Here is an 18,044-nt window from a genome sequence, read left to right as displayed (position 1 = left end):
AACCTAAATCTCTAGCCCATGGATATCGCGACAACCCCGACAAACCCTGAAGGCAACCCCGAACTCGCCGATGCAGCGACAATGCCGAAAGAACCGCCCGTCATTCGGCGAGAGGATTACAAACCCTATCCATGGTTGCTTCCTGAAACGCGGCTCCATTTCGATCTGGGGGTCGAGGCGACGACGGTAGCAGCGACGCTCAAAGTGGAGCGCAACCCGGATGCCGAGCCAAGTGGCGAATTGTTTTTGAACGGCGACAGCCTGAAAGCGGACAGCGTACGTGTGGATGGCGAGGCATCTGATGACTGGCGTATGGAAGGCGCCGATCTGATCGTGTCCCTGCCCGGCGCTAAGCACACGGTGGAAATCACCACCACGATCCAGCCTGACAAGAACACCGCCCTTATGGGTCTCTACGCCTCAAACGGTATGCTTTGCACCCAGTGCGAGGCTGAAGGGTTCAGGCGGATCACGTTCTTCCCCGATAGGCCCGACGTGCTCTCAACCTACAGCGTTCGGATGCAGGGGGCGAAAGACCAATTCCCGATCCTTCTGTGCAATGGCAACAAGACAGAGACAGGCGATTTGGAAGATGGCCGACACTTTGCCGAATGGCATGATCCATGGCCCAAGCCGTCATACCTTTTCGCGCTGGTCGCAGGCGATTTGGTCGCGCATTCGGGGCCTTTCACAACCCAATCGGGCCGCGAGGTTGAATGCAATATCTGGGTCCGCGCAGAAGACATTGACCGCACGGATCATGCGCTCAAATCGCTCCACCAATCGATGAAGTGGGACGAAGAGACGTTCGGGCGCGAATACGATCTCGACCTCTATAACATCGTCGCGGTTTCCGATTTCAACATGGGCGCGATGGAGAACAAGGGCCTCAACGTCTTCAACACGAAGTACGTCCTCGCCGATCCCGATACTGCGACCGACGATGATTTTGACGCTGTCGAAGGCGTGATTGCGCATGAGTATTTTCACAATTGGTCAGGCAATCGCATCACCTGCCGCGACTGGTTTCAACTGTCCTTGAAAGAGGGCTTTACCGTCCTTCGCGATCAGCTTTTCAGTCAGGATATGCGAGGCGAAGCTGTGAAACGGATTGAGGATGTGCGCATCCTGCGCGCCGCGCAATTCCCCGAAGATGCAGGGCCCTTGGCGCATCCCATCCGGCCTGACAGTTACCGCGAAATCTCGAATTTCTACACCGCTACCGTCTACAACAAGGGCGCTGAAGTCATCCGCATGATGCGCAGCATGGCGGGGGAAGAACGTTTCCGCAAAGGCACCGACCTCTATTTCGATCGCCACGATGGCGAAGCGGCGACGTGTGAAGATTTCATCTCGGCCATCGAAGAAGGCGCCGAACTGCAACTTGCGCAGTTTCGCAGGTGGTATCGCCAGGCGGGAACGCCGCGTATCTCCGTAAGCCAGCAAAACACCGCGCGCGGTTTCACATTGACGCTCAGCCAGACGATCCCGGATACGCCGGGCCAGACGAACAAGGGCCCGATGCCGATCCCGCTGCGGATCGCCGTGCATTGCGGCGAAACGGGCAGTCTTGGCGAAGAGCAATTAATTGTGCTCAAGGAAGCTGAAGAGACGTTTGAGCTCCCTCTCACAGGCCCTGATCCGATCGTATCGATCAATCGCGGCTTTACCGCACCCGTCATCATTGAGCGCGCCATGTCGCGAGAGGCGCTCGCCTTCCTCGCCGCGCGCGATAACGATCCGTTCGCCCGATACGAAGCAATGCAGGAATTGAGCGTCGGCCATCTGGTCGCGGCGGCATCGGGCGAGCTTGATGAAGAAGAGCGTGCGACCGGCAAACGCGTGATCGCAGACGCCTTCCGTGCAATCATAGCCGATGAAGAGCTTGATGATGCGATGCGCGGCGAATTGATGATCCTGCCAAGCGAGACTTATCTATTCGAAGCGATGGCATCCTCGTCGCCCGCTGGCCCACCCTCGGGCGAGCGCAAAGCTGATCCTGGCGCGATCCATGCCGAGCGCGAACAGTTGAAGACCACGCTCGGCACCGTCCTGAAGCGCGAGCTTGAAGGGCTTTACGCCCGCGCTGAGGCTGTTCCCTTCGATGATCCGGCAGGGCGCGGCGCGCGCAAGGTCAAGGCACAGGCGCTCGCACTGCTCGCAGCGAGTGATCCTGAAAAAGCGGCGGGGATGGCCGCACGACAATTCGATAGCGCCGGCAACATGACCGATCGTCAGGGCGCGATGATGGTGCTTGCCGGTCTGAAAGCCCCGGAACGCGAGGAGCGTCTTGCTGCGTTCTATGACCGTTTTAAAGGCAATGACCTCGTCATCGACAAATGGTTCACCCTGCAAGCGCTTTCTCTGCATGATGACGTGATCAATCAGGTAAAGGCGCTCGCCGAGCATCCTGATTTCACAATGAACAATCCCAACCGCGTGCGCTCTTTGTATATGGCGTTTGCGGGCAATCCAAAGGGTTTCCACGATGCAAGCGGCGAGGGGTACCGCATGATTGCTGATGTGATCCTCGCGCTCGATCCGATCAATCCGCAGACGGCGGCGCGGTTTGTGTCCCCGCTTGGCAAATGGCGGCGGATCGAGCCGGGCCGGGCTGCGCTGATGAAGGCGGAGCTTGAGCGGATTGCCAAAGCGGACAACCTATCGCGCGACACGTTTGAACAAGTCTCGCGCTCGCTTGATGGCTGATTTCGATATTGAGCGCAGCGATGTGCTGGGTGATGTGCCGCACGGCTTTTTCGGCTCGATACGCGGCGCTCATCAGTTTGGGTATGGCGGACCGGGTGATCCGGCGCTTATCGCTGACCTAAGAACGCGAGCGGCACAAGCCATCGCGAAAGGTTCGACGGTGGTCATGCCGCATCAGGTCCACTCGCCAGATGTGATTGCGGTTACAGATGCGTGGGAGGATACACCCGAAGGTCGCCCTGTCGCCGACGCTGTGGTCACAGCAGAGCCCGGTCTCGCAATTGGCGTTGTGACAGCCGATTGCGCGCCCATCCTTTTCGCCGATCGAGAATCGGGAATTGTCGGCGCGGCGCATGCCGGATGGCGCGGCGCGCATGGCGGCGTTTTGGAAAACACCATTGCCGCGATGGAAAAACTGGGGGCAAACCGAAGCCGGATTGCAGCTGCAATCGGCCCGACAATTGCGCAGTCGAGCTATGAAGTAGACGCTCCTTTTCGTGAGCAATTCGGAGCCGATGACGAGCCGCATTTTGCCTCAGCGCCAGATAGAAATGGCACCCCGCGTTGGCACTTCGATTTGCCGGGCTATGTCATTGCGACGCTTCAAAAATCCGGGATTGAAAAGATTCATGACACCGCGCGGGATACTTTTGCGAACTCCGAGCGTTATCATTCCTACAGAAGAGCATCATTTGCCGCCGAGCCGGGATATGGTCGCCAAATCAGCCTGATTGCCATTGGCTGACATTGCGGACTTGTCTTGCGCGAAAGCGAACAGGCGATGTTCAAAACAATGTTGGACTTTTTGACAGACTTGGTTATCCGCCCAGCGCAAATTCACTGATACCGAGTTTCATCGGTTGGTGCGCAAAGCACGGGATAACATCACGACGCGCCTGATGGCGTGAAAAAGAATAACTTTTACGCGCGCTGGCCAAATGGTCTGTGCGCCCAAACGATTAGGGTGTTGATACAATGGCTGACGCAAGCGGTGTTGCTACTGCTCCTGACAGTTCAGAAACTGCAGACAACTCGGAAGAGGGCGTACGTCGCCGCGACTGGATCCACATTGCTGCCATCAGCACTGCCGGTGTCGGTGGTGCCGCAGTGGTGTTCCCTCTGGTTGCACAAATGGCGCCAACTGCGGACGTTCTCGCCGCATCGACCACGTTGGTGGACGTTTCATCGGTTGAGCCCGGTCAGGCAATCAAGGATGTATTCCGCGGTCAGCCCCTGTTCGTAAAGCGCCTGACGCCTGAGGAAATCGCTGCTGCGAAAGCGGATGACGGCGCCAACATGCGCGATCCCGCCACCCTGGAAGAGCGGTTGGGTGAGGGCAACGAAGATATTTTGATCACTCTCGGCGTCTGCACTCACCTTGGCTGTGTGCCGCTTGGTGCTGGCGAGGGCGAGAACAAGGGCGAATTTAACGGCTATTTCTGTCCATGCCACGGCTCGCACTATGATGTTGCTGGCCGCATCCGCAAAGGCCCCGCGCCGACCAACCTCGCCGTTCCCGAATATTCCTTCCAATCCGACACTGTCATCCGTGTCGGCTGATTGTACGTATATTGAACACGCTATTCTGCGACGAATTGTAAGTTGAGAGATTGACATGAGTTTCGCCTGGGCAAAACAGTACGAACCGAAAACCGCCTTCACACAGTGGATGGACGAAAAACTGCCGCTTCCACGCATGATTTATAATGCGGTGGGTGCAGGCTATCCGGTGCCGCGCAATCTCAACTATATGTGGAATTTCGGCGTCCTTGCCGGTTTCTTCCTTATGGTTCAGATCGTGACCGGCGTCATTCTGGCGATGCACTATGCATCGAACACCGAAGTGGCATTCGCGCAAGTTGAGCACATCATGCGCAACGTGAACTGGGGCTGGGCACTGCGTTACGCGCACGCCAACGGCGCCAGCTTCTTCTTTATCGTCATCTATCTCCACATTTTCCGTGGTCTTTATTATTCGTCCTACAAGGCCCCGCGCGAGATGATCTGGCTGCTGGGCGTGGTCATCTTCCTGTTGATGATGGCGACCGCGTTTATGGGCTACGTTCTGCCCTGGGGTCAGATGAGCTTCTGGGGTGCGAAAGTGATCACCGGCCTGTTTGGCGCTATCCCGCTTGTGGGTGAGCCGCTACAAGTCTGGCTCGTTGGTGGCTATGCGCCGAACGATTCAACCCTCAATCGCTTCTTCTCACTCCACTTCCTGCTGCCCTTTGTGATTGCCGGCGTTGTGATCCTGCACATCTGGGCACTGCACATTCCCGGATCGTCAAACCCGACGGGCGTTGAAGTGAAGAAGGAAAGCGACACCGTGCCGTTCCACCCGTATTATACGGCGAAGGATGGCTGGTTCCTGGGCCTCGTCCTCATCGTGTTCTCGCTGTTCGTGTTCTTTGCACCGAACGTGCTGGGCCACCCGGACAACTACATTGAGGCTAACCCGCTTTCGACACCTGCGAACATCGTTCCTGAATGGTACTTCCTGCCATTCTACGCGATCCTGCGTGCGTTCACCGGCGATCTCACCATTCCGTTCACCGGTATCGTGCTGATCGAAGCTAAACTGCTCGGCGTGATCGCAATGTTCGGATCGATCCTGGTGTGGTTCATCCTGCCATGGCTCGATAAGAGCCCGGTGCGTTCAGGCTCGTATCGTCCGCTGTTCCAGAAGTTCTTCTGGGTGCTCGTTGTCACCATGCTCGTGCTCACCTATTGTGGCGGTGCACCGGCGGCAGAACCCTATGTTCTGATCAGCCAGATCGCGACTTTCTATTACTTCCTGCACTTCCTTGTGATCCTGCCGATCATCAGTCAGATCGAAGTTCCAAAGCCGCTGCCGTTCTCAATCACGGAAGCTGTGCTGGGTTCGGATGACAAGCACGGCGGTTCGTCGGGCGGCGGGGAAAATCCCGGCAAAGTCGTGAAGCCTCTTCCCGAGGATCCTGACGGTTCGCTTCAGCCTGCTGAGTAAGAATAACTCAGCGTCGATAGCAAACCTGCATTTTTGACCTGATAGATAGAAAGAGTTCGGTCATGACTATCCGCCTTGGAGGCATCATTTTCGGTCTGGTCCTGTGCGGCATCCTCGTGCTGTGGTCCATGGTGCCTGGCATCTTCAATTATGCCACGCCGGAGAAACCCGACTATTACGCGTTCCAGGAAGAGAACATCCAGCCTGCAGGCGGGTTCGCTTTCGATGGTCCGCTGGGTAAGTGGGACTATGCGCAATTGCAGCGCGGCTATCAGGTCTACAAAGAAGTTTGCTCGGCATGTCACAGCATGAAGTACGTTGCGTTCCGCAACCTCGAGCAGCTCGGTTACACTGAAGCCGAAGTCCGCGCTGAAGCGGCAACCTGGAGCGTACCTGGTATCGATCCGACCACCGGTGAAGAAACCACGCGCCCCGGTGAACCGACCGATCAATTCCCTTCACCCTATCCAAACGAAGTCGCCGCTCGTATTGCCAACAACAATGCGCTCCCGCCTGATCTCTCGCTGATCACCAAGGCGCGCAAGGATGGTGTGAACTACGTTTATTCGCTCATGCTCGGCTATAACGAGCCCGATCCAGAAGACGTTGCGAAGTCTCCTGATTTTGAGACGCCAAGCGGCCTCTATTTCAACGAGTACTTCTACAACATCAACATCGCGATGCCGCCGCAGCTTTATCCTGATCTCATCACCTATGCGGATGGAACAGAAGCGACGCCAGAGCAGATGGCTGCAGATATCGCGGCATTCCTGACCTGGACGGCTGAACCTTCGCTGGTGCAGCGCAAGCAAACCGGCTGGTTCGTGATCGGCTTCCTGGCTTTTGCTACCTTCCTTGCCTTCATGTCCTACAAGCAAATTTGGGCTGGCAAAAAAGGCAAGAAGAAAAAGGCTTAAGGCCCAATCAGGCTTTATCAATTCATGTTAGGCGCCCCATCGTCCCCTTGCGGATGGTGGGGCGCTCTGCTTTGTGGGCGGCTTGAACCCGTGTCGCATTCTGAAAGGCCGCTATGAGCGCTGGCAAGCTATCTCCCGATGATCTCAAAGCGCTCATCCGAACGGTGCCTGATTTTCCCAAGCCGGGCATCCAGTTTCGCGATATCACGACCTTGATCGGCCACGGGGAGGGATTGCCTGCAACGATCAATCTCCTGTCAGAGCGCGCTGAGGCTGCAGGGGCCCAGAAGATTGCAGGCATGGAGGCGCGCGGTTTCATATTCGGCGCCGCCGTTGCTGCAAATCTGGGCGTTGGGTTCGTTCCAGTGCGCAAACCGGGAAAACTGCCTGTCGAAACCATTGGTGTGGACTATGCCTTGGAATACGGGACAGACCGCCTCGAAATGGATCCCTCGTCCATAAGCCAGGGCGAAACAGTCGTTATGGTTGATGATCTGATTGCGACCGGGGGCACGGCGCTTGCAGCGGCAAAACTTTTGCGGAGCGCCGGGGCAGCGCTCCAGCATGCGGTGTTTGTAATCGATCTTCCCGACTTGGGCGGTGCTGCCAAACTGCGTGCAGATGGTCTCTCGGTTGATATCCTGATGGAGTTCGAGGGCGAATGACCTCGAAGTCCCTTCGGACAGGTTCGACCTAGATGGAGTCGCAAGCACTCGTCATAGCCACCGTTGGCGCGCTGGGCATTGGTGCCCAATGGGTCGCGTGGCGCACGGGCTATCCCGCAATCGTGCTCATGCTTGCGGCAGGATTTCTCGCGGGGCCTGTTACCGGCCTGCTCGACCCAGAGCTTGCCTTTGGAGACGTGCTGGAACCGATGATCAGCGTCGGCGTCGCGCTGATCTTGTTCGAAGGCGGGCTTAGTCTTGATCTAAGGGAATTGAGACACTCGGGCAGCGCGGTGTGGCGATTGGCAACCATCGGCGTGCTCGTCGGATGGGCCTTGGGCGCGGCCGCAGGATATTACATTGCCGGCCTAGTCTGGCCCGTTGCGGTGCTGTTTGGCGGTATTCTGATCGTAACAGGGCCGACCGTCGTGATCCCGCTGCTGAGACAATCGAACATCCAGACACGGCCCAATTCGATCCTCAAATGGGAAGGTATCGTCAACGATCCAATTGGCGCGCTTTGCGCTGTTATCGCGTATGAGTTTTTCCGGCGGCGTCAGGATTTTCCAAACGCGTCCATAATCGAAGTCGTCCCGCCGCTGATCATCGCGGCCATCCTTGCAGGGCTTGTCGGTTATGCCGCAGCGCGTCTTGTCGTGTTCCTGTTTCCGCGAGGGGCGATCCCGGAATACCTCAAAGTGCCGGTGCTATTCACTCTGGTGATCGCCGTCTTCGTCGCGACAAACGCGATTGAGCATGAGGCAGGCCTTGTCGCTGTCACCGTCATGGGCGTGACATTGGCCAATCGCGATGTCGCCAGCATTCGCAGCATTCACCCCTTTAAGGAAAATGTCGCAGTGCTCCTCGTCTCGGGCATTTTCATCCTACTCGCCTCCTCGCTCAAATGGGACGAACTTGCCTATCTCGACCCGCGCGAGGACGTAGGGCAAAGGCTCATCGCATTTTTGCTCGCGCTGTTGTTCCTCGTGCGCCCTGCAACTGTGCTTATCTCACTGATCGGCACCAATGTGCCATGGAATGAGCGTCTGTTTGTCGCCTGGATCGCGCCGCGTGGCATTGTCCTTGTTGCCATATCCGGCCTGTTCGCGCTGAGGCTTGGCGATCTCGGCATTGAAGGCGGCCAATTGCTTACCGCATTGAGCTTTGCCGTGGTTGTCATAACCGTGGTTGCGCATGGCTTTACGATCGAAGCTGTGGCGCGGTGGCTGGGGGTCAAAGGCACATCGCGTCCCGGCCTGCTGATCGTTGGCTCTACCCCGTGGACGATTGCGCTCGCCAAGGAAATGAAAGCACTGAAGACGCCCGTCATGGTGGTCGATTCTTCATGGCAGAGCCTCGGTGCTGCCCGCCGCGAAGGGCTGCCCTTTTATCATGGCGAAATCCTCAACGAGGCGACCGAGCACAACCTTGATCTTACCCCTTTCCAGGTACTCGTCGCTGCGACTGATAACGAGGCGTACAACGCGCTTGTCTGCAATGAATTCGCGCACGAGATCGGCCGCGACAGCGTCTATCAATTGGGCGAAAGCGCCGACGAAGAAGATCGCACCGCCTTGCCTGAAAGCATCAGAGGGCGCGCGCTTTTTGAAAGCGGATTTGGGGTCAATGATGTGAACGAGCGCCAGCTTCAAGGCTGGGTGTTCCGCAAGACGAAACTGTCCGACGAATTTGATTTTGAGCAGGCGCAGGAAAAGCTGCCCGATGCGGCCAATATGCTGCTGCTTATTCGCGCCAGCGGCACGCTGCGATTCTTCACCCACGCCGCGCGGCCAGAACCGCGCGCAGGTGACATAATCATCTCCTTTTCACCGCCGCAATTAAAGACCCCCGAAGACAAGTCTTCGGAAAAGTCAGCCAAGCGGGCTTCTCCTGGCCCGCAAACCGCGTAAATCCCCGCCAGTTACAAGGACGCCGCTTCACCCATGTTCAAGCCTGCCTCTGCTCTTTTTGGTCTCTCAGCCCTGCTGCTGCTTGCCGCGTGCAATCAGAGCCCTGAGCGTGGGACCACCGAGCCTGAAGGGGATGCGGCTAGCGAGGGTGAAGAAACAGGCGGCGTTTCAATCCTGCGTCCAGAAGTTGCCCCGCCCGAAGCCGAGGAAGAAACCCTGGAGACTCTCGAGGCGACAATTGGTTTTCCAGACGGCGGTGACGAATTGGATGCCGATGCAGTCGCTGAGCTCGAAAAAGTGCTCGCCTCCCCGCAGATGAAGCGCGGCGGGCCTATTGTTCTGCGCACGCACAGCGATTCCTCCGGCACTGACGCCATGAACGAGGATGCATCGCAAGCGCGCGGACTTGCGGTTGCCGGTTGGCTGATCGGTCAAGGGGTGAACGAAGAGCGGATTGATGTGATCGTCTTCGGAGAACAAAACCCAGCGCAGCCCAATGCGCTTCCTGATGGTTCACCCAATGAGGCCGGGCGCAAGGCCAACCGTAGGGTTGAGATTGAGATCCCCGTGGTCCCCGAAGTGATTGATGTCGATCTCGATAAGATCGGCAATTCAACCGAGACCGGCGACTAGCTCCAGCACCTTGTCCGCATATTCGGGCCGACAAATCAGCAGGTCAGGCAGGTACACGTCCTGCCGGTTATACCGGATCGGTGATCCATCGATGCGGCTGCAATGAAGGCCATAAGCCTGCGCCACAGCGACAGGCGCGCAGCTGTCCCATTCGTATTGGCCGCCAGAATGGAGATAAATCTCCGCTTCGCCGCGCACCACCGCCATGGCTTTGGCGCCTGCACTGCCCATGCCTACCAGTTCGCCGCCCATGGCTTCGCTGACAGCGACGGCTTCTTTTGCAGGGCGCGTGCGGCTGACAAGGAAGCGCGGCGCATCGGCGGCTGGCTTCAAGTCGCTCACCTGATCAGTGCGAAGGACAGTGCCGCCATCAAGCCCAGGAAGCGCAACCGCACCGGTGTGTGCAACACCGTCAATCGAAAGGCCGATATGCACCGCCCAATCGCTCCGCTGCTCGCCATATTCGCGGGTGCCGTCGACCGGATCGACAATCCAGACACGGCTCATCGAGCAGCGTGCGGTGTCGTCCTTTTCCTCTTCGGACAGCAGCCCATCATCGGGCCGTGCTGACCGGATGGCATGGCACAGGAATTCGTTCGCGGTCGCATCGCCCGCTTTGCCAAGAGCCTTGCCCTCGAACATGCCAGAAGAGCGAACATCGAGAAGGATGCGCCCCGCCACTTCGGCAAGATGCGCCGCGAGTTCGGCGTCGGTCATTGTTTTCGGGTCGATCATTGCAGTGTCCGTCATTTGAGCGGCATGATCTGCTTGATGATGTATTCCGCCGCCTCAACCGGTGTCATATCCACCGTGTTGACGTGAATTTCGGCGTTCTCCGGCGCTTCGTAGGGGCTGTCGATCCCGGTGAAGTTCTTGAGCTCACCCGAGCGCGCCTTTTTATAAAGGCCCTTCACATCGCGCTTTTCAGCGATTTCGAGCGGGGTATCGACGAAGATCTCGATAAACTCGCCCTCGCCCATCATCTCGCGCACCATGCGGCGCTCTGCCCGGAACGGTGAGATAAACGCGGTGAGCACGATCAGGCCCGCATCTGTCATCAGCTTGGCGACCTCACCAATGCGGCGGATGTTCTCAATCCGGTCGGTCTCGGTAAAGCCCAGATCCTTGTTAAGGCCGTGCCGCACATTGTCTCCATCGAGGAGGAAGGTGTGGCGGTTCATCAGCGCGAGCTGTTTTTCAACCTCGTTGGCGATTGTCGATTTGCCCGAACCGGAAAGCCCGGTGAACCACAGCACGCGCGGTGTCTGGTTCTTCATCAAAGCGTGCTCTTCACGGCTCGTAGACGTCGGCTGCCAATGCACGTTTTGCGCGCGGCGCAGGCTGAAATCAATCATCCCCGCGCCGACAGTGGCGTTGGTGAATTTATCGATCAGGATAAACCCGCCAAGCTGGCGCGAGCTATCATAGGGCTCAAAGACAATCGGCTTGTCAGTCGCAAATTCGCACACGCCGATAGAGTTCAGCTCCAGCGTTTTCGCCGCCAGATGATCGAAGGTGTTGACGTCAACCTCGTGCTTGGGCGGTTGGACGGTGGCGGTGACCATCTGGCTTCCGATCTTCATCCAGTATCCGCGCCCCGGCTTCATTGCGGTTTCGTCCATCCAAACAATGGTGGCCGAGAATTGATCGGAGGCCTCGGGCGGATCATCGGCAGCGGCAATCACGTCGCCGCGGCTGCAATCAACTTCGTCATTAAGCGTGATGGTCACCGATTGGCCTGCAACTGCCTCGTCAAGCTGACCATCGAAAGTCTCGATCGATTTGACAGTACTGGTCTTACCCGCAGGGACAATGCGAACGCTGTCGCCTGGGTGGATCGTGCCGCTTGAGATCAGGCCGGCAAATCCGCGGAAATCGAGATTGGGGCGGTTCACCCATTGCACCGGCATACGGAAAGACCGCTCTTGCGCGGCCTCGTTGGCGAGCTCGACGGTCTCGAGATGATCAATCAGCGAGGGGCCCTGATACCAGGGAGTGTTGCCTGAAGGAGCCGCTGTGATGTTGTCGCCCTTGAATCCCGAAATCGGGATCGCGGTGAAGTCCTCAATGCCGACTTCCTTTGCGAACGCAGCATAATCCGCGACGATCTGATCAAAAGTGCCCTCGTCATAATCGACAAGGTCCATCTTGTTCACCGCCAGCACCAGGTGCTTGATGCCGAGAAGATGTGTCAGATACGAATGCCGCCGCGTCTGCACGAGCACGCCTTTGCGCGCATCGACCAGAATGACGGCAAGATCGGCAGTCGATGCCCCGGTGACCATGTTACGCGTGTATTGTTCATGCCCCGGCGTATCGGCGACGATGAATTTGCGTTTCTCGGTCGTAAAGAAGCGATAGGCGACATCGATGGTGATGCCCTGTTCGCGCTCGGCTGCAAGGCCATCGACCAGCAGCGCAAAGTCAATCTCCTCGCCCTGCGTGCCCACTTTTTTGCTGTCGGTTTCAAGGGCTGCCAGCTGATCTTCAAAGATCATTTTGGAATCGTAGAGGAGGCGCCCGATCAGTGTCGATTTGCCATCGTCCACGCTGCCGCAAGTGATGAAGCGCAGCAGGCTCTTGTGCTGATGCTGATCGAGATAGGCGTCGATATCCTCGGCGATCAGCGAATCGACCTGGAAACTGGATTCGGCTGCGGTTGGGGTGGTTTGATCGTTCATCAGAAATACCCCTCTTGTTTCTTGTCTTCCATCGATGCGGACTGCCCCTTGTCGATTGCGCGGCCCTGACGTTCTGAACCGGTGGCAAGCAGCATTTCCTGAATGATCAGGTTCATGTCGGTTGCATCGCTTTCGGTTGCCCCGGTCAGCGGATAACAACCAAGCGTGCGGAAGCGCACCGAACGTTCCACAACTTCTTCGCCATCTTCGAAGCGGAAGCGATCATCATCGACCACGAGGATAAGTCCATCGCGTGTCACAGTGGGCCGCTTTTGGCTGAGATAGAGCGGGACGATATCGATCTTTTCGAGCGCGATGTACTGCCAGATATCAAGCTCGGTCCAATTCGAGATCGGGAAGACGCGGATGCTTTCATCCTTGCTCTTCTTCGCGTTGTAGAGGTTCCACAGTTCGGGCCGCTGGTTCTTGGGATCCCAGCGATGTGACGCTGTGCGGAAGGAGAACACACGCTCTTTCGCGCGCGCCTTTTCCTCATCACGCCTGCCGCCACCAAATGCCGCGTCAAAACCATGCGCGGTCAATGCGCGCTTCAAAGGATCGGTGAGCTGCGCCTGCGAATAGAGCGCACTGCCGGTGTCAAACGGATTGATACCCTGTTCTTCGGCCTCTTCGTTCTGCGCAACGATGAGTTCCAGCCCGTATTCCTTCACCGTCTTGTCGCGGTGATCGAGCAAAGCCTGAAAGTCCCAGCCGGATGCGACATGAAGCATCGGGAAGGGCGGCGGCGAGGGATAGAAGGCCTTGCGCGCCAGATGCAGCATGACCGAGGAATCCTTGCCGACCGAATAGAGCATGACCGGCTTTTCTGCTTCGGCCACGACTTCACGGAAAATATGAATGCTCTCGGCTTCGAGCCGTTCAAGGTGTGTGAGTGTTCGCATATTGGTGCAGCTAGACGTTGCAGTGCACAATACAAGTCCGCTTTTCGGGCAAGCCCGCAAGGCCCAAATAGAGCACGGCGCATCTCAAAAGGGGTGTTGCAAGCCCGAAGAGCGGTGGAGCGGGTAGGGGGAATCGAACCCCCCTAGCCAGCTTGGAAGGCTGGAGCATTACCACTATGCTATACCCGCCCGCTTCAAGCGTCCTTGTTCCAGGCCGGGGCGCATTGGCATTATTTCTTGGCAGGCGTCAATAATTAGTTGGTGCGGACGGCGCTTGGTAACTCCGCAAAAACCTCAACCAACACCCATATTGTCGATCAAACGCGTGCCGCCGATTCGTGCTGCGACCAGCAGTCGGGCGGGGGCATTGCTCATTTCGGTGAGGGGAGCGAGCGACTTGGCATCGGCGAACACGGCATAGTCGATGCTTGAAAAGCCCGCTTCGATCAGAGCGCTTTCGAGGTTGGAAAGGGTGGTCTTGACGTCAGAACCGGCTTCGATCGCTGCAATGGCCTCCTTCATGGCGCGCGGCAGAGTCGCGGCGGCGTCGCGATGCTCTTTTGACAAATATCGGTTGCGGCTGGACATCGCCAATCCATCAGGCTCGCGCACGGTCGGCACGCCAATAATCTGATGCGCACGGGGATGCGTAAGATCGAGATCACGCGCCATCGTGCGAATGACCGCTAGCTGCTGGAAATCCTTCTCCCCAAAGAATGCCATATCGGGCTGCACCTGGTTGAAGAGTTTGCACACCACCGTCGCGACACCATCGAAATGTCCCGGCCTGTCTGCCCCGCACAGCCCATCGGATACCCCGCTTACCGAAATGCTCGAAGCGAAGCCTTCTGGATACATCGCCTCCACATCGGGAGCCCACAAAAGCGCGCAGCCCTCGCCTTCCAGCATATCCGCATCAGCTTCCAACTGACGAGGGTAGGCGTCCAGATCCTCGTTCGGGCCGAATTGCGTGGGGTTCACAAAGATTGATGCGACCACATGATCGCAAGCCTCTCTCGCCCTGCGAACCAGCGTCAAATGCCCCTCATGCAAGGCGCCCATGGTGGGCACCAGTGCTACGCTCGCACCTCCATCACGCAGTTTTCCAAGGATTGTTCTCAACACATCCAGATTATGTGCAGTTTGCATGGCGGCCCTCCCTTGGATAAATTCGGCTTCGCTTCTAACCGAGCGCTGCCTGTCCTCACAAGCGGGCGAAACCAAACGATCCTGAGCGGAGATATCTCACAATGAACAACACCGGGTCCGCTCCCACGAAAACCGCCCATCGCATTGTTTTTGCAAACGAAAAGGGTGGTACGGGAAAATCAACGACAGCTGTGCATATCGCCGTGGCGCTGGCCTATAAGGACGCGCGGGTAACGATGCTGGATCTCGATCCACGTCAGCGCACCACGTTCCGCTATCTCGAAAATCGCGTTGGCACGATGGAAAAGCGCGGAATTGATCTGCCAACGCCTGCTGCCGAAGTGTTTAGCGGAGACACTCCGGAGGCTTTGCTCAAGACGATTGCAAGGCTCGAAAAAGACACCGATTTCCTGATTGTCGACAATCCCGGCCGCGATGATCCCTTTGCGCGCGCCGCGGTGGAGAATGCCGATACCTTGGTGACGCCGCTCAATGACAGCTTTGTTGATTTTGACCTTATCGGCCAGGTCGATGGCGAGACCTTCAAGGTGAAAAAGCTCTCCTTTTTTGCAGAGCTCATCTGGGAAGCGCGGATGAAGCGGAGCAAGGTCACTCTGGAAGCGAAACGCCCTGAAATGGACTGGATTGTTGTGCGCAACCGCACCGGCCACGTCGAAGCGCGCAACCAGGCAAGGCTTGAGCGCGCTCTTAAAGAAATGTCGCAGCGTGTGGGTTTTCGCGTGTCGAAGGGGCTGTCTGAACGCGTGATCTACCGCGAGCTGTTCCCATCGGGTCTGACCCTGCTCGACAAGGAGCATCTGGGAGGGCTCGGCACCAGCCATTTGATTGCGCGGCAGGAATTGCGCTCGCTCTTGCAGAACCTCAACCTTCCCGATTTTGCTCGCAGCTCTGAGCAAATGGAGCTAGCGTAACTGCATGCTGAAATTCGCAATTCTGCTTGGGGTCGCGGTGATTGTTTACCGCTATGCGCTAGGCCAATGGCCGTGGGCAGGGCTGTTTGCCAAGCCCACACGGTCACAGGCGGTGTTCAACGCGCGAAAGCTGCTGGGGGTTGAGCAAGGCGCCAGCCGAGAGGATATCAAGGCCGCGCATAAACGGCTGGTTTCAATGGTCCATCCCGACAAGGGCGGCAGCAATGCGCAGGTCCACGAAGCCAATGATGCGCGCGATTTGCTGCTTGCCGAATTGCCTGATCAGGGGGCTAAGGTGGCAACAGATGTTGACGCCGATAGAGAAGAGGACACCGGTCAACACGATTGACACACATGGTGTCCATAAGGGGTCGCGCATTGGCGCTGGTAAAGCTGAAAGATCAGCGCGCTAAGCCGCATCGCAATCATATTATTCGTAAGACAGGACGACCCATTTCATGAGCCATCAATTCGACGCCACCGTGCTGCGGGAATACGATATTCGCGGGATTATCGGCGAAACACTGGGCGCTGACGACGCGCGCGCAATTGGCCGCAGTTTCGGCACTTTGCTGAGCCGGGCTGGCGGCAAGACTGTTGCGGTTGGCTATGATGGACGCACCTCTTCCCCCATGCTTGAAGAAGCTCTGGTCGAAGGGCTTACGGCAAGCGGATGCGATGTAGTGCGGATCGGCATGGGTGCGACCCCGATGTTGTATTACGCCGAAGCGTCATCCGAAGAGGTGCATGGCGGCATTCAGATAACAGGCAGCCACAATCCCCCCAATTACAACGGCTTCAAAATGGTCTTTCAGGGAAGACCGTTTTTCGGGGCCGACATTCAGAAACTGGGGGCCATCGCCGCCGCCGGAGACTGGACCTCTGGGGCCGGCGCCGTTTCTGAGCGCAGCATCTTGGGCGAGTATGTCGAGCGCATGCTCGAAGGTCTCAGCGGAATAGACACCGCCGCTTTGGAAAGTCTCAAAGTCGGCTGGGACGCGGGCAACGGGGCGGCTGGCCCCGCTCTCGAAGCTCTCGCTGCCAAGCTCCCCGGGGAGCATCATCTCTTGTTTACTGAAGTTGACGGACATTTCCCTAATCACCACCCTGATCCAACGGTGGAAGAGAACCTGGCCGATCTTCGCGCTCTGGTCGCGGAGAAGAACCTCGATTTCGGAGTTGCTTTTGACGGCGATGGCGATCGGATCGGCGCGATTGACGGCACAGGCCGGGTGATCTGGGGCGATCAATTGCTGATGATCTATGCTGAAGACGTGCTGAAATCACATGCGGGCTCCACCATTATCGCTGATGTCAAAGCATCGCGCGCGCTGTTCGATCACGTCGCCGCGCATGGCGGGGAGCCTTTGATGTGGAAGACAGGCCATTCCCTTATTAAATCCAAAATGAAGGAAACTGGTTCCCCGCTTGCAGGGGAAATGTCGGGCCACATCTTCTTTGCCGATACTTATTATGGATTTGACGATGCCTTGTATGCAGGCGTGCGTTTACTTGCGGCATCGGCGCGGCTTGGCAAATCGGTGACCGAATTGCGCGGCGCTATCCCCGATATGCTCAACACGCCTGAAATGCGGTTCCAGGTGGATGAGGCGCGCAAATTCCCTGCGATCGCTGAGGTGACAGAACGTTTGACCACCAATCCCGGCCCCGACGTGCAGGAAGTCAACGCGACTGACGGCGTGCGCGTCAATACAGCCGATGGCTGGTGGCTGCTGCGCGCATCGAACACGCAGGATGTCCTCGTTGCGCGCGCGGAAAGTGATAGCGAGGAAGGCCTTGAGCGATTGATGGCGCAGATTGATGAGCAATTGGCGCTGTCCGGCCTCGAACGCGGGGAAAGCGTTGGGCACTAAACCCTCTTACGGGCGGGGACCGGGTGATTGGCCATGGTCCGCGCTCGGCATTTCAAAGACGACTGACAAGGGCGCGATCCACGCCGCATATGCTGAAAAACGCGCGGAGCTCGACAGTGAGACGATGCGCATATCGGCCTTCGCCGAACTAACCGAGGCGCGCGAGAAGGCGCTGTTTCTGGCGTCCGAAATCCAGCGCGAACTGGAACGCAAAGGTCTTGTGGTGGAAGAGGAAGCCGCCCCCGACGAGGCAATTGACACGCCGATTCCTCAAGTCGAGATCCCGCCAGAGCCAGAGCCAGAGCCAGAGCCAGAGCCAGAGCCAGAGCCAGAGCCAGAATGGGAGCATGGCGGCGGCTATCAACCGAGCTTCGATCCTCAACAAAACCACGCCGATGGCATGTCCGGGCTTGATCCCGACCCCGATGAAGAATGGTCCCCTGCAGGCGGATATATCCCGGACGTCGAACGGCCAGTCAGCGCGCGGGACGAAGCCCCTGTGGATTGGGGCAATGATGCTGCTCAAAAGGCGGGTGAAAGCATCAAGGCATTCACCGAGCGTTATCCGTTTGAGAAATACGGTGCCTGGTACGTGATCGCAGGCTTGATGCTTGTGGCATATTGCAGCGCATAATGCTGGCGAATGCCATCACAATCGGGCATATCTCGCCTTAAGATTATCGAAG

The 18,044-nt window shown here is 57.6% G+C and carries 16 protein-coding genes and 1 tRNA gene; 12 read left to right on the top strand and 5 right to left on the bottom strand.

Annotated elements, in window-relative coordinates; all coding sequences use genetic code 11:
* Positions 1-18: 18 nt before the first annotated feature.
* The 8 genes from pepN to AUC45_RS08330 all read left to right on the top strand — a co-directional run bounded on the left by pepN (position 19) and on the right by AUC45_RS08330 (position 9,820).
* Positions 19-2,709, top strand: coding sequence for an aminopeptidase N (pepN, locus tag AUC45_RS08365; protein WP_067600995.1), 2,691 nt, complete (start codon positions 19-21; stop codon positions 2,707-2,709).
* Entirely contained in the window at positions 2,702-3,454 is a 753-nt protein-coding gene (gene pgeF / locus AUC45_RS08360; RefSeq protein WP_067600992.1) for a peptidoglycan editing factor PgeF, read from the top strand. Before pepN ends, pgeF begins: the two co-directional genes overlap by 8 nt.
* A gap of 230 nt (positions 3,455-3,684) precedes the next feature.
* Positions 3,685-4,269, top strand: coding sequence for a ubiquinol-cytochrome c reductase iron-sulfur subunit (petA, locus tag AUC45_RS08355; protein WP_082701041.1), 585 nt, complete (start codon positions 3,685-3,687; stop codon positions 4,267-4,269).
* A gap of 55 nt (positions 4,270-4,324) precedes the next feature.
* A complete protein-coding gene (locus tag AUC45_RS08350) occupies positions 4,325-5,695 on the top strand; it encodes a cytochrome b/b6 (protein ID WP_067600989.1) in 1,371 nt (456 codons plus the stop codon).
* A gap of 62 nt (positions 5,696-5,757) precedes the next feature.
* On the top strand, positions 5,758-6,612 hold the full coding sequence (locus AUC45_RS08345) for a cytochrome c1 (protein ID WP_067600986.1): 855 nt from the start codon (positions 5,758-5,760) through the stop codon (positions 6,610-6,612).
* A 113-nt stretch (positions 6,613-6,725) separates the two neighbouring features.
* On the top strand, positions 6,726-7,277 hold the full coding sequence (locus AUC45_RS08340; protein WP_067600983.1) for an adenine phosphoribosyltransferase: 552 nt from the start codon (positions 6,726-6,728) through the stop codon (positions 7,275-7,277).
* Between the two features lie 32 nt (positions 7,278-7,309).
* Positions 7,310-9,187 carry a sodium:proton antiporter gene (locus tag AUC45_RS08335; RefSeq protein WP_067600979.1) on the top strand — a complete coding sequence of 626 codons (1,878 nt, stop codon included), beginning with the start codon at positions 7,310-7,312 and terminating at the stop codon, positions 9,185-9,187.
* A gap of 33 nt (positions 9,188-9,220) precedes the next feature.
* Positions 9,221-9,820 carry an OmpA family protein gene (locus AUC45_RS08330; protein ID WP_067600976.1) on the top strand — a complete coding sequence of 200 codons (600 nt, stop codon included), beginning with the start codon at positions 9,221-9,223 and terminating at the stop codon, positions 9,818-9,820.
* Here AUC45_RS08330 and AUC45_RS08325 read toward each other — a convergent pair.
* The 5 genes from AUC45_RS08325 to panC form a co-directional block, all read right to left on the bottom strand.
* A complete protein-coding gene (locus AUC45_RS08325) occupies positions 9,800-10,537 on the bottom strand; it encodes a 3'(2'),5'-bisphosphate nucleotidase CysQ (protein WP_067603677.1) in 738 nt (245 codons plus the stop codon). The two genes, AUC45_RS08330 and AUC45_RS08325, sit on opposite strands and share 21 nt — an antisense overlap.
* A 29-nt stretch (positions 10,538-10,566) precedes the next feature.
* Positions 10,567-12,501 carry a sulfate adenylyltransferase subunit CysN gene (gene cysN, locus AUC45_RS08320; RefSeq protein ID WP_067600973.1) on the bottom strand — a complete coding sequence of 645 codons (1,935 nt, stop codon included), beginning with the start codon at positions 12,499-12,501 and terminating at the stop codon, positions 10,567-10,569.
* A complete protein-coding gene (cysD, locus tag AUC45_RS08315; protein WP_067600971.1) occupies positions 12,501-13,403 on the bottom strand; it encodes a sulfate adenylyltransferase subunit CysD in 903 nt (300 codons plus the stop codon). Before cysD ends, cysN begins: the two co-directional genes overlap by 1 nt.
* 115 nt (positions 13,404-13,518) lie before the next feature.
* Positions 13,519-13,592 (bottom strand) — tRNA-Gly (locus AUC45_RS08310).
* Positions 13,593-13,697: 105 nt separating this feature from the next.
* The gene (gene panC / locus AUC45_RS08305; RefSeq protein WP_067600969.1) at positions 13,698-14,552 is read right to left on the bottom strand and encodes a pantoate--beta-alanine ligase; all 855 of its coding nucleotides are present in this window, start codon (positions 14,550-14,552) and stop codon (positions 13,698-13,700) included.
* Positions 14,553-14,653: 101 nt separating this feature from the next.
* Here panC and AUC45_RS08300 point away from each other — a divergent pair, with 101 nt between their 5' ends.
* The 4 genes from AUC45_RS08300 to AUC45_RS15735 all read left to right on the top strand — a co-directional run bounded on the left by AUC45_RS08300 (position 14,654) and on the right by AUC45_RS15735 (position 17,992).
* Positions 14,654-15,484 carry a division plane positioning ATPase MipZ gene (locus AUC45_RS08300; protein WP_067600966.1) on the top strand — a complete coding sequence of 277 codons (831 nt, stop codon included), beginning with the start codon at positions 14,654-14,656 and terminating at the stop codon, positions 15,482-15,484.
* Between the two features lie 4 nt (positions 15,485-15,488).
* A complete protein-coding gene (locus AUC45_RS08295) occupies positions 15,489-15,833 on the top strand; it encodes a J domain-containing protein (protein WP_067600963.1) in 345 nt (114 codons plus the stop codon).
* 109 nt (positions 15,834-15,942) lie between these two features.
* Positions 15,943-17,358 carry a phosphoglucomutase/phosphomannomutase PgmG gene (gene pgmG / locus AUC45_RS08290; RefSeq protein WP_067600960.1) on the top strand — a complete coding sequence of 472 codons (1,416 nt, stop codon included), beginning with the start codon at positions 15,943-15,945 and terminating at the stop codon, positions 17,356-17,358.
* Positions 17,348-17,992, top strand: coding sequence for a hypothetical protein (locus AUC45_RS15735; RefSeq protein WP_067600957.1), 645 nt, complete (start codon positions 17,348-17,350; stop codon positions 17,990-17,992). The genes pgmG and AUC45_RS15735 overlap by 11 nt, the downstream gene beginning before the upstream one ends.
* Positions 17,993-18,044: the final 52 nt, after the last annotated feature.

Origin of the sequence: Erythrobacter sp. YT30 (assembly GCF_001542875.1) — a bacterium.
Taxonomy (GTDB): domain Bacteria; phylum Pseudomonadota; class Alphaproteobacteria; order Sphingomonadales; family Sphingomonadaceae; genus Erythrobacter.
The sequence above is the reverse complement of the archived record's forward strand: the minus strand, read 5'-3'. Positions and strand labels throughout refer to the sequence as shown.

What these genes read in the sequence shown, in the direction of transcription:
- pepN (WP_067600995.1), top strand. Translation starts at nt 19, where the DNA reads ATGGATATCGCGACAACCCCGACAAACCCTGAAGGCAACCCCGAACTC.
- pgeF (WP_067600992.1), top strand. Translation starts at nt 2,702, where the DNA reads ATGGCTGATTTCGATATTGAGCGCAGCGATGTGCTGGGTGATGTGCCG.
- petA (WP_082701041.1), top strand. Translation starts at nt 3,685, where the DNA reads ATGGCTGACGCAAGCGGTGTTGCTACTGCTCCTGACAGTTCAGAAACT.
- AUC45_RS08350 (WP_067600989.1), top strand. Translation starts at nt 4,325, where the DNA reads ATGAGTTTCGCCTGGGCAAAACAGTACGAACCGAAAACCGCCTTCACA.
- AUC45_RS08345 (WP_067600986.1), top strand. Translation starts at nt 5,758, where the DNA reads ATGACTATCCGCCTTGGAGGCATCATTTTCGGTCTGGTCCTGTGCGGC.
- AUC45_RS08340 (WP_067600983.1), top strand. Translation starts at nt 6,726, where the DNA reads ATGAGCGCTGGCAAGCTATCTCCCGATGATCTCAAAGCGCTCATCCGA.
- AUC45_RS08335 (WP_067600979.1), top strand. Translation starts at nt 7,310, where the DNA reads ATGGAGTCGCAAGCACTCGTCATAGCCACCGTTGGCGCGCTGGGCATT.
- AUC45_RS08330 (WP_067600976.1), top strand. Translation starts at nt 9,221, where the DNA reads ATGTTCAAGCCTGCCTCTGCTCTTTTTGGTCTCTCAGCCCTGCTGCTG.
- AUC45_RS08325 (WP_067603677.1), bottom strand. Translation starts at nt 10,537, where the DNA reads ATGACCGACGCCGAACTCGCGGCGCATCTTGCCGAAGTGGCGGGGCGC.
- cysN (WP_067600973.1), bottom strand. Translation starts at nt 12,501, where the DNA reads ATGAACGATCAAACCACCCCAACCGCAGCCGAATCCAGTTTCCAGGTC.
- cysD (WP_067600971.1), bottom strand. Translation starts at nt 13,403, where the DNA reads ATGCGAACACTCACACACCTTGAACGGCTCGAAGCCGAGAGCATTCAT.
- panC (WP_067600969.1), bottom strand. Translation starts at nt 14,552, where the DNA reads ATGCAAACTGCACATAATCTGGATGTGTTGAGAACAATCCTTGGAAAA.
- AUC45_RS08300 (WP_067600966.1), top strand. Translation starts at nt 14,654, where the DNA reads ATGAACAACACCGGGTCCGCTCCCACGAAAACCGCCCATCGCATTGTT.
- AUC45_RS08295 (WP_067600963.1), top strand. Translation starts at nt 15,489, where the DNA reads ATGCTGAAATTCGCAATTCTGCTTGGGGTCGCGGTGATTGTTTACCGC.
- pgmG (WP_067600960.1), top strand. Translation starts at nt 15,943, where the DNA reads ATGAGCCATCAATTCGACGCCACCGTGCTGCGGGAATACGATATTCGC.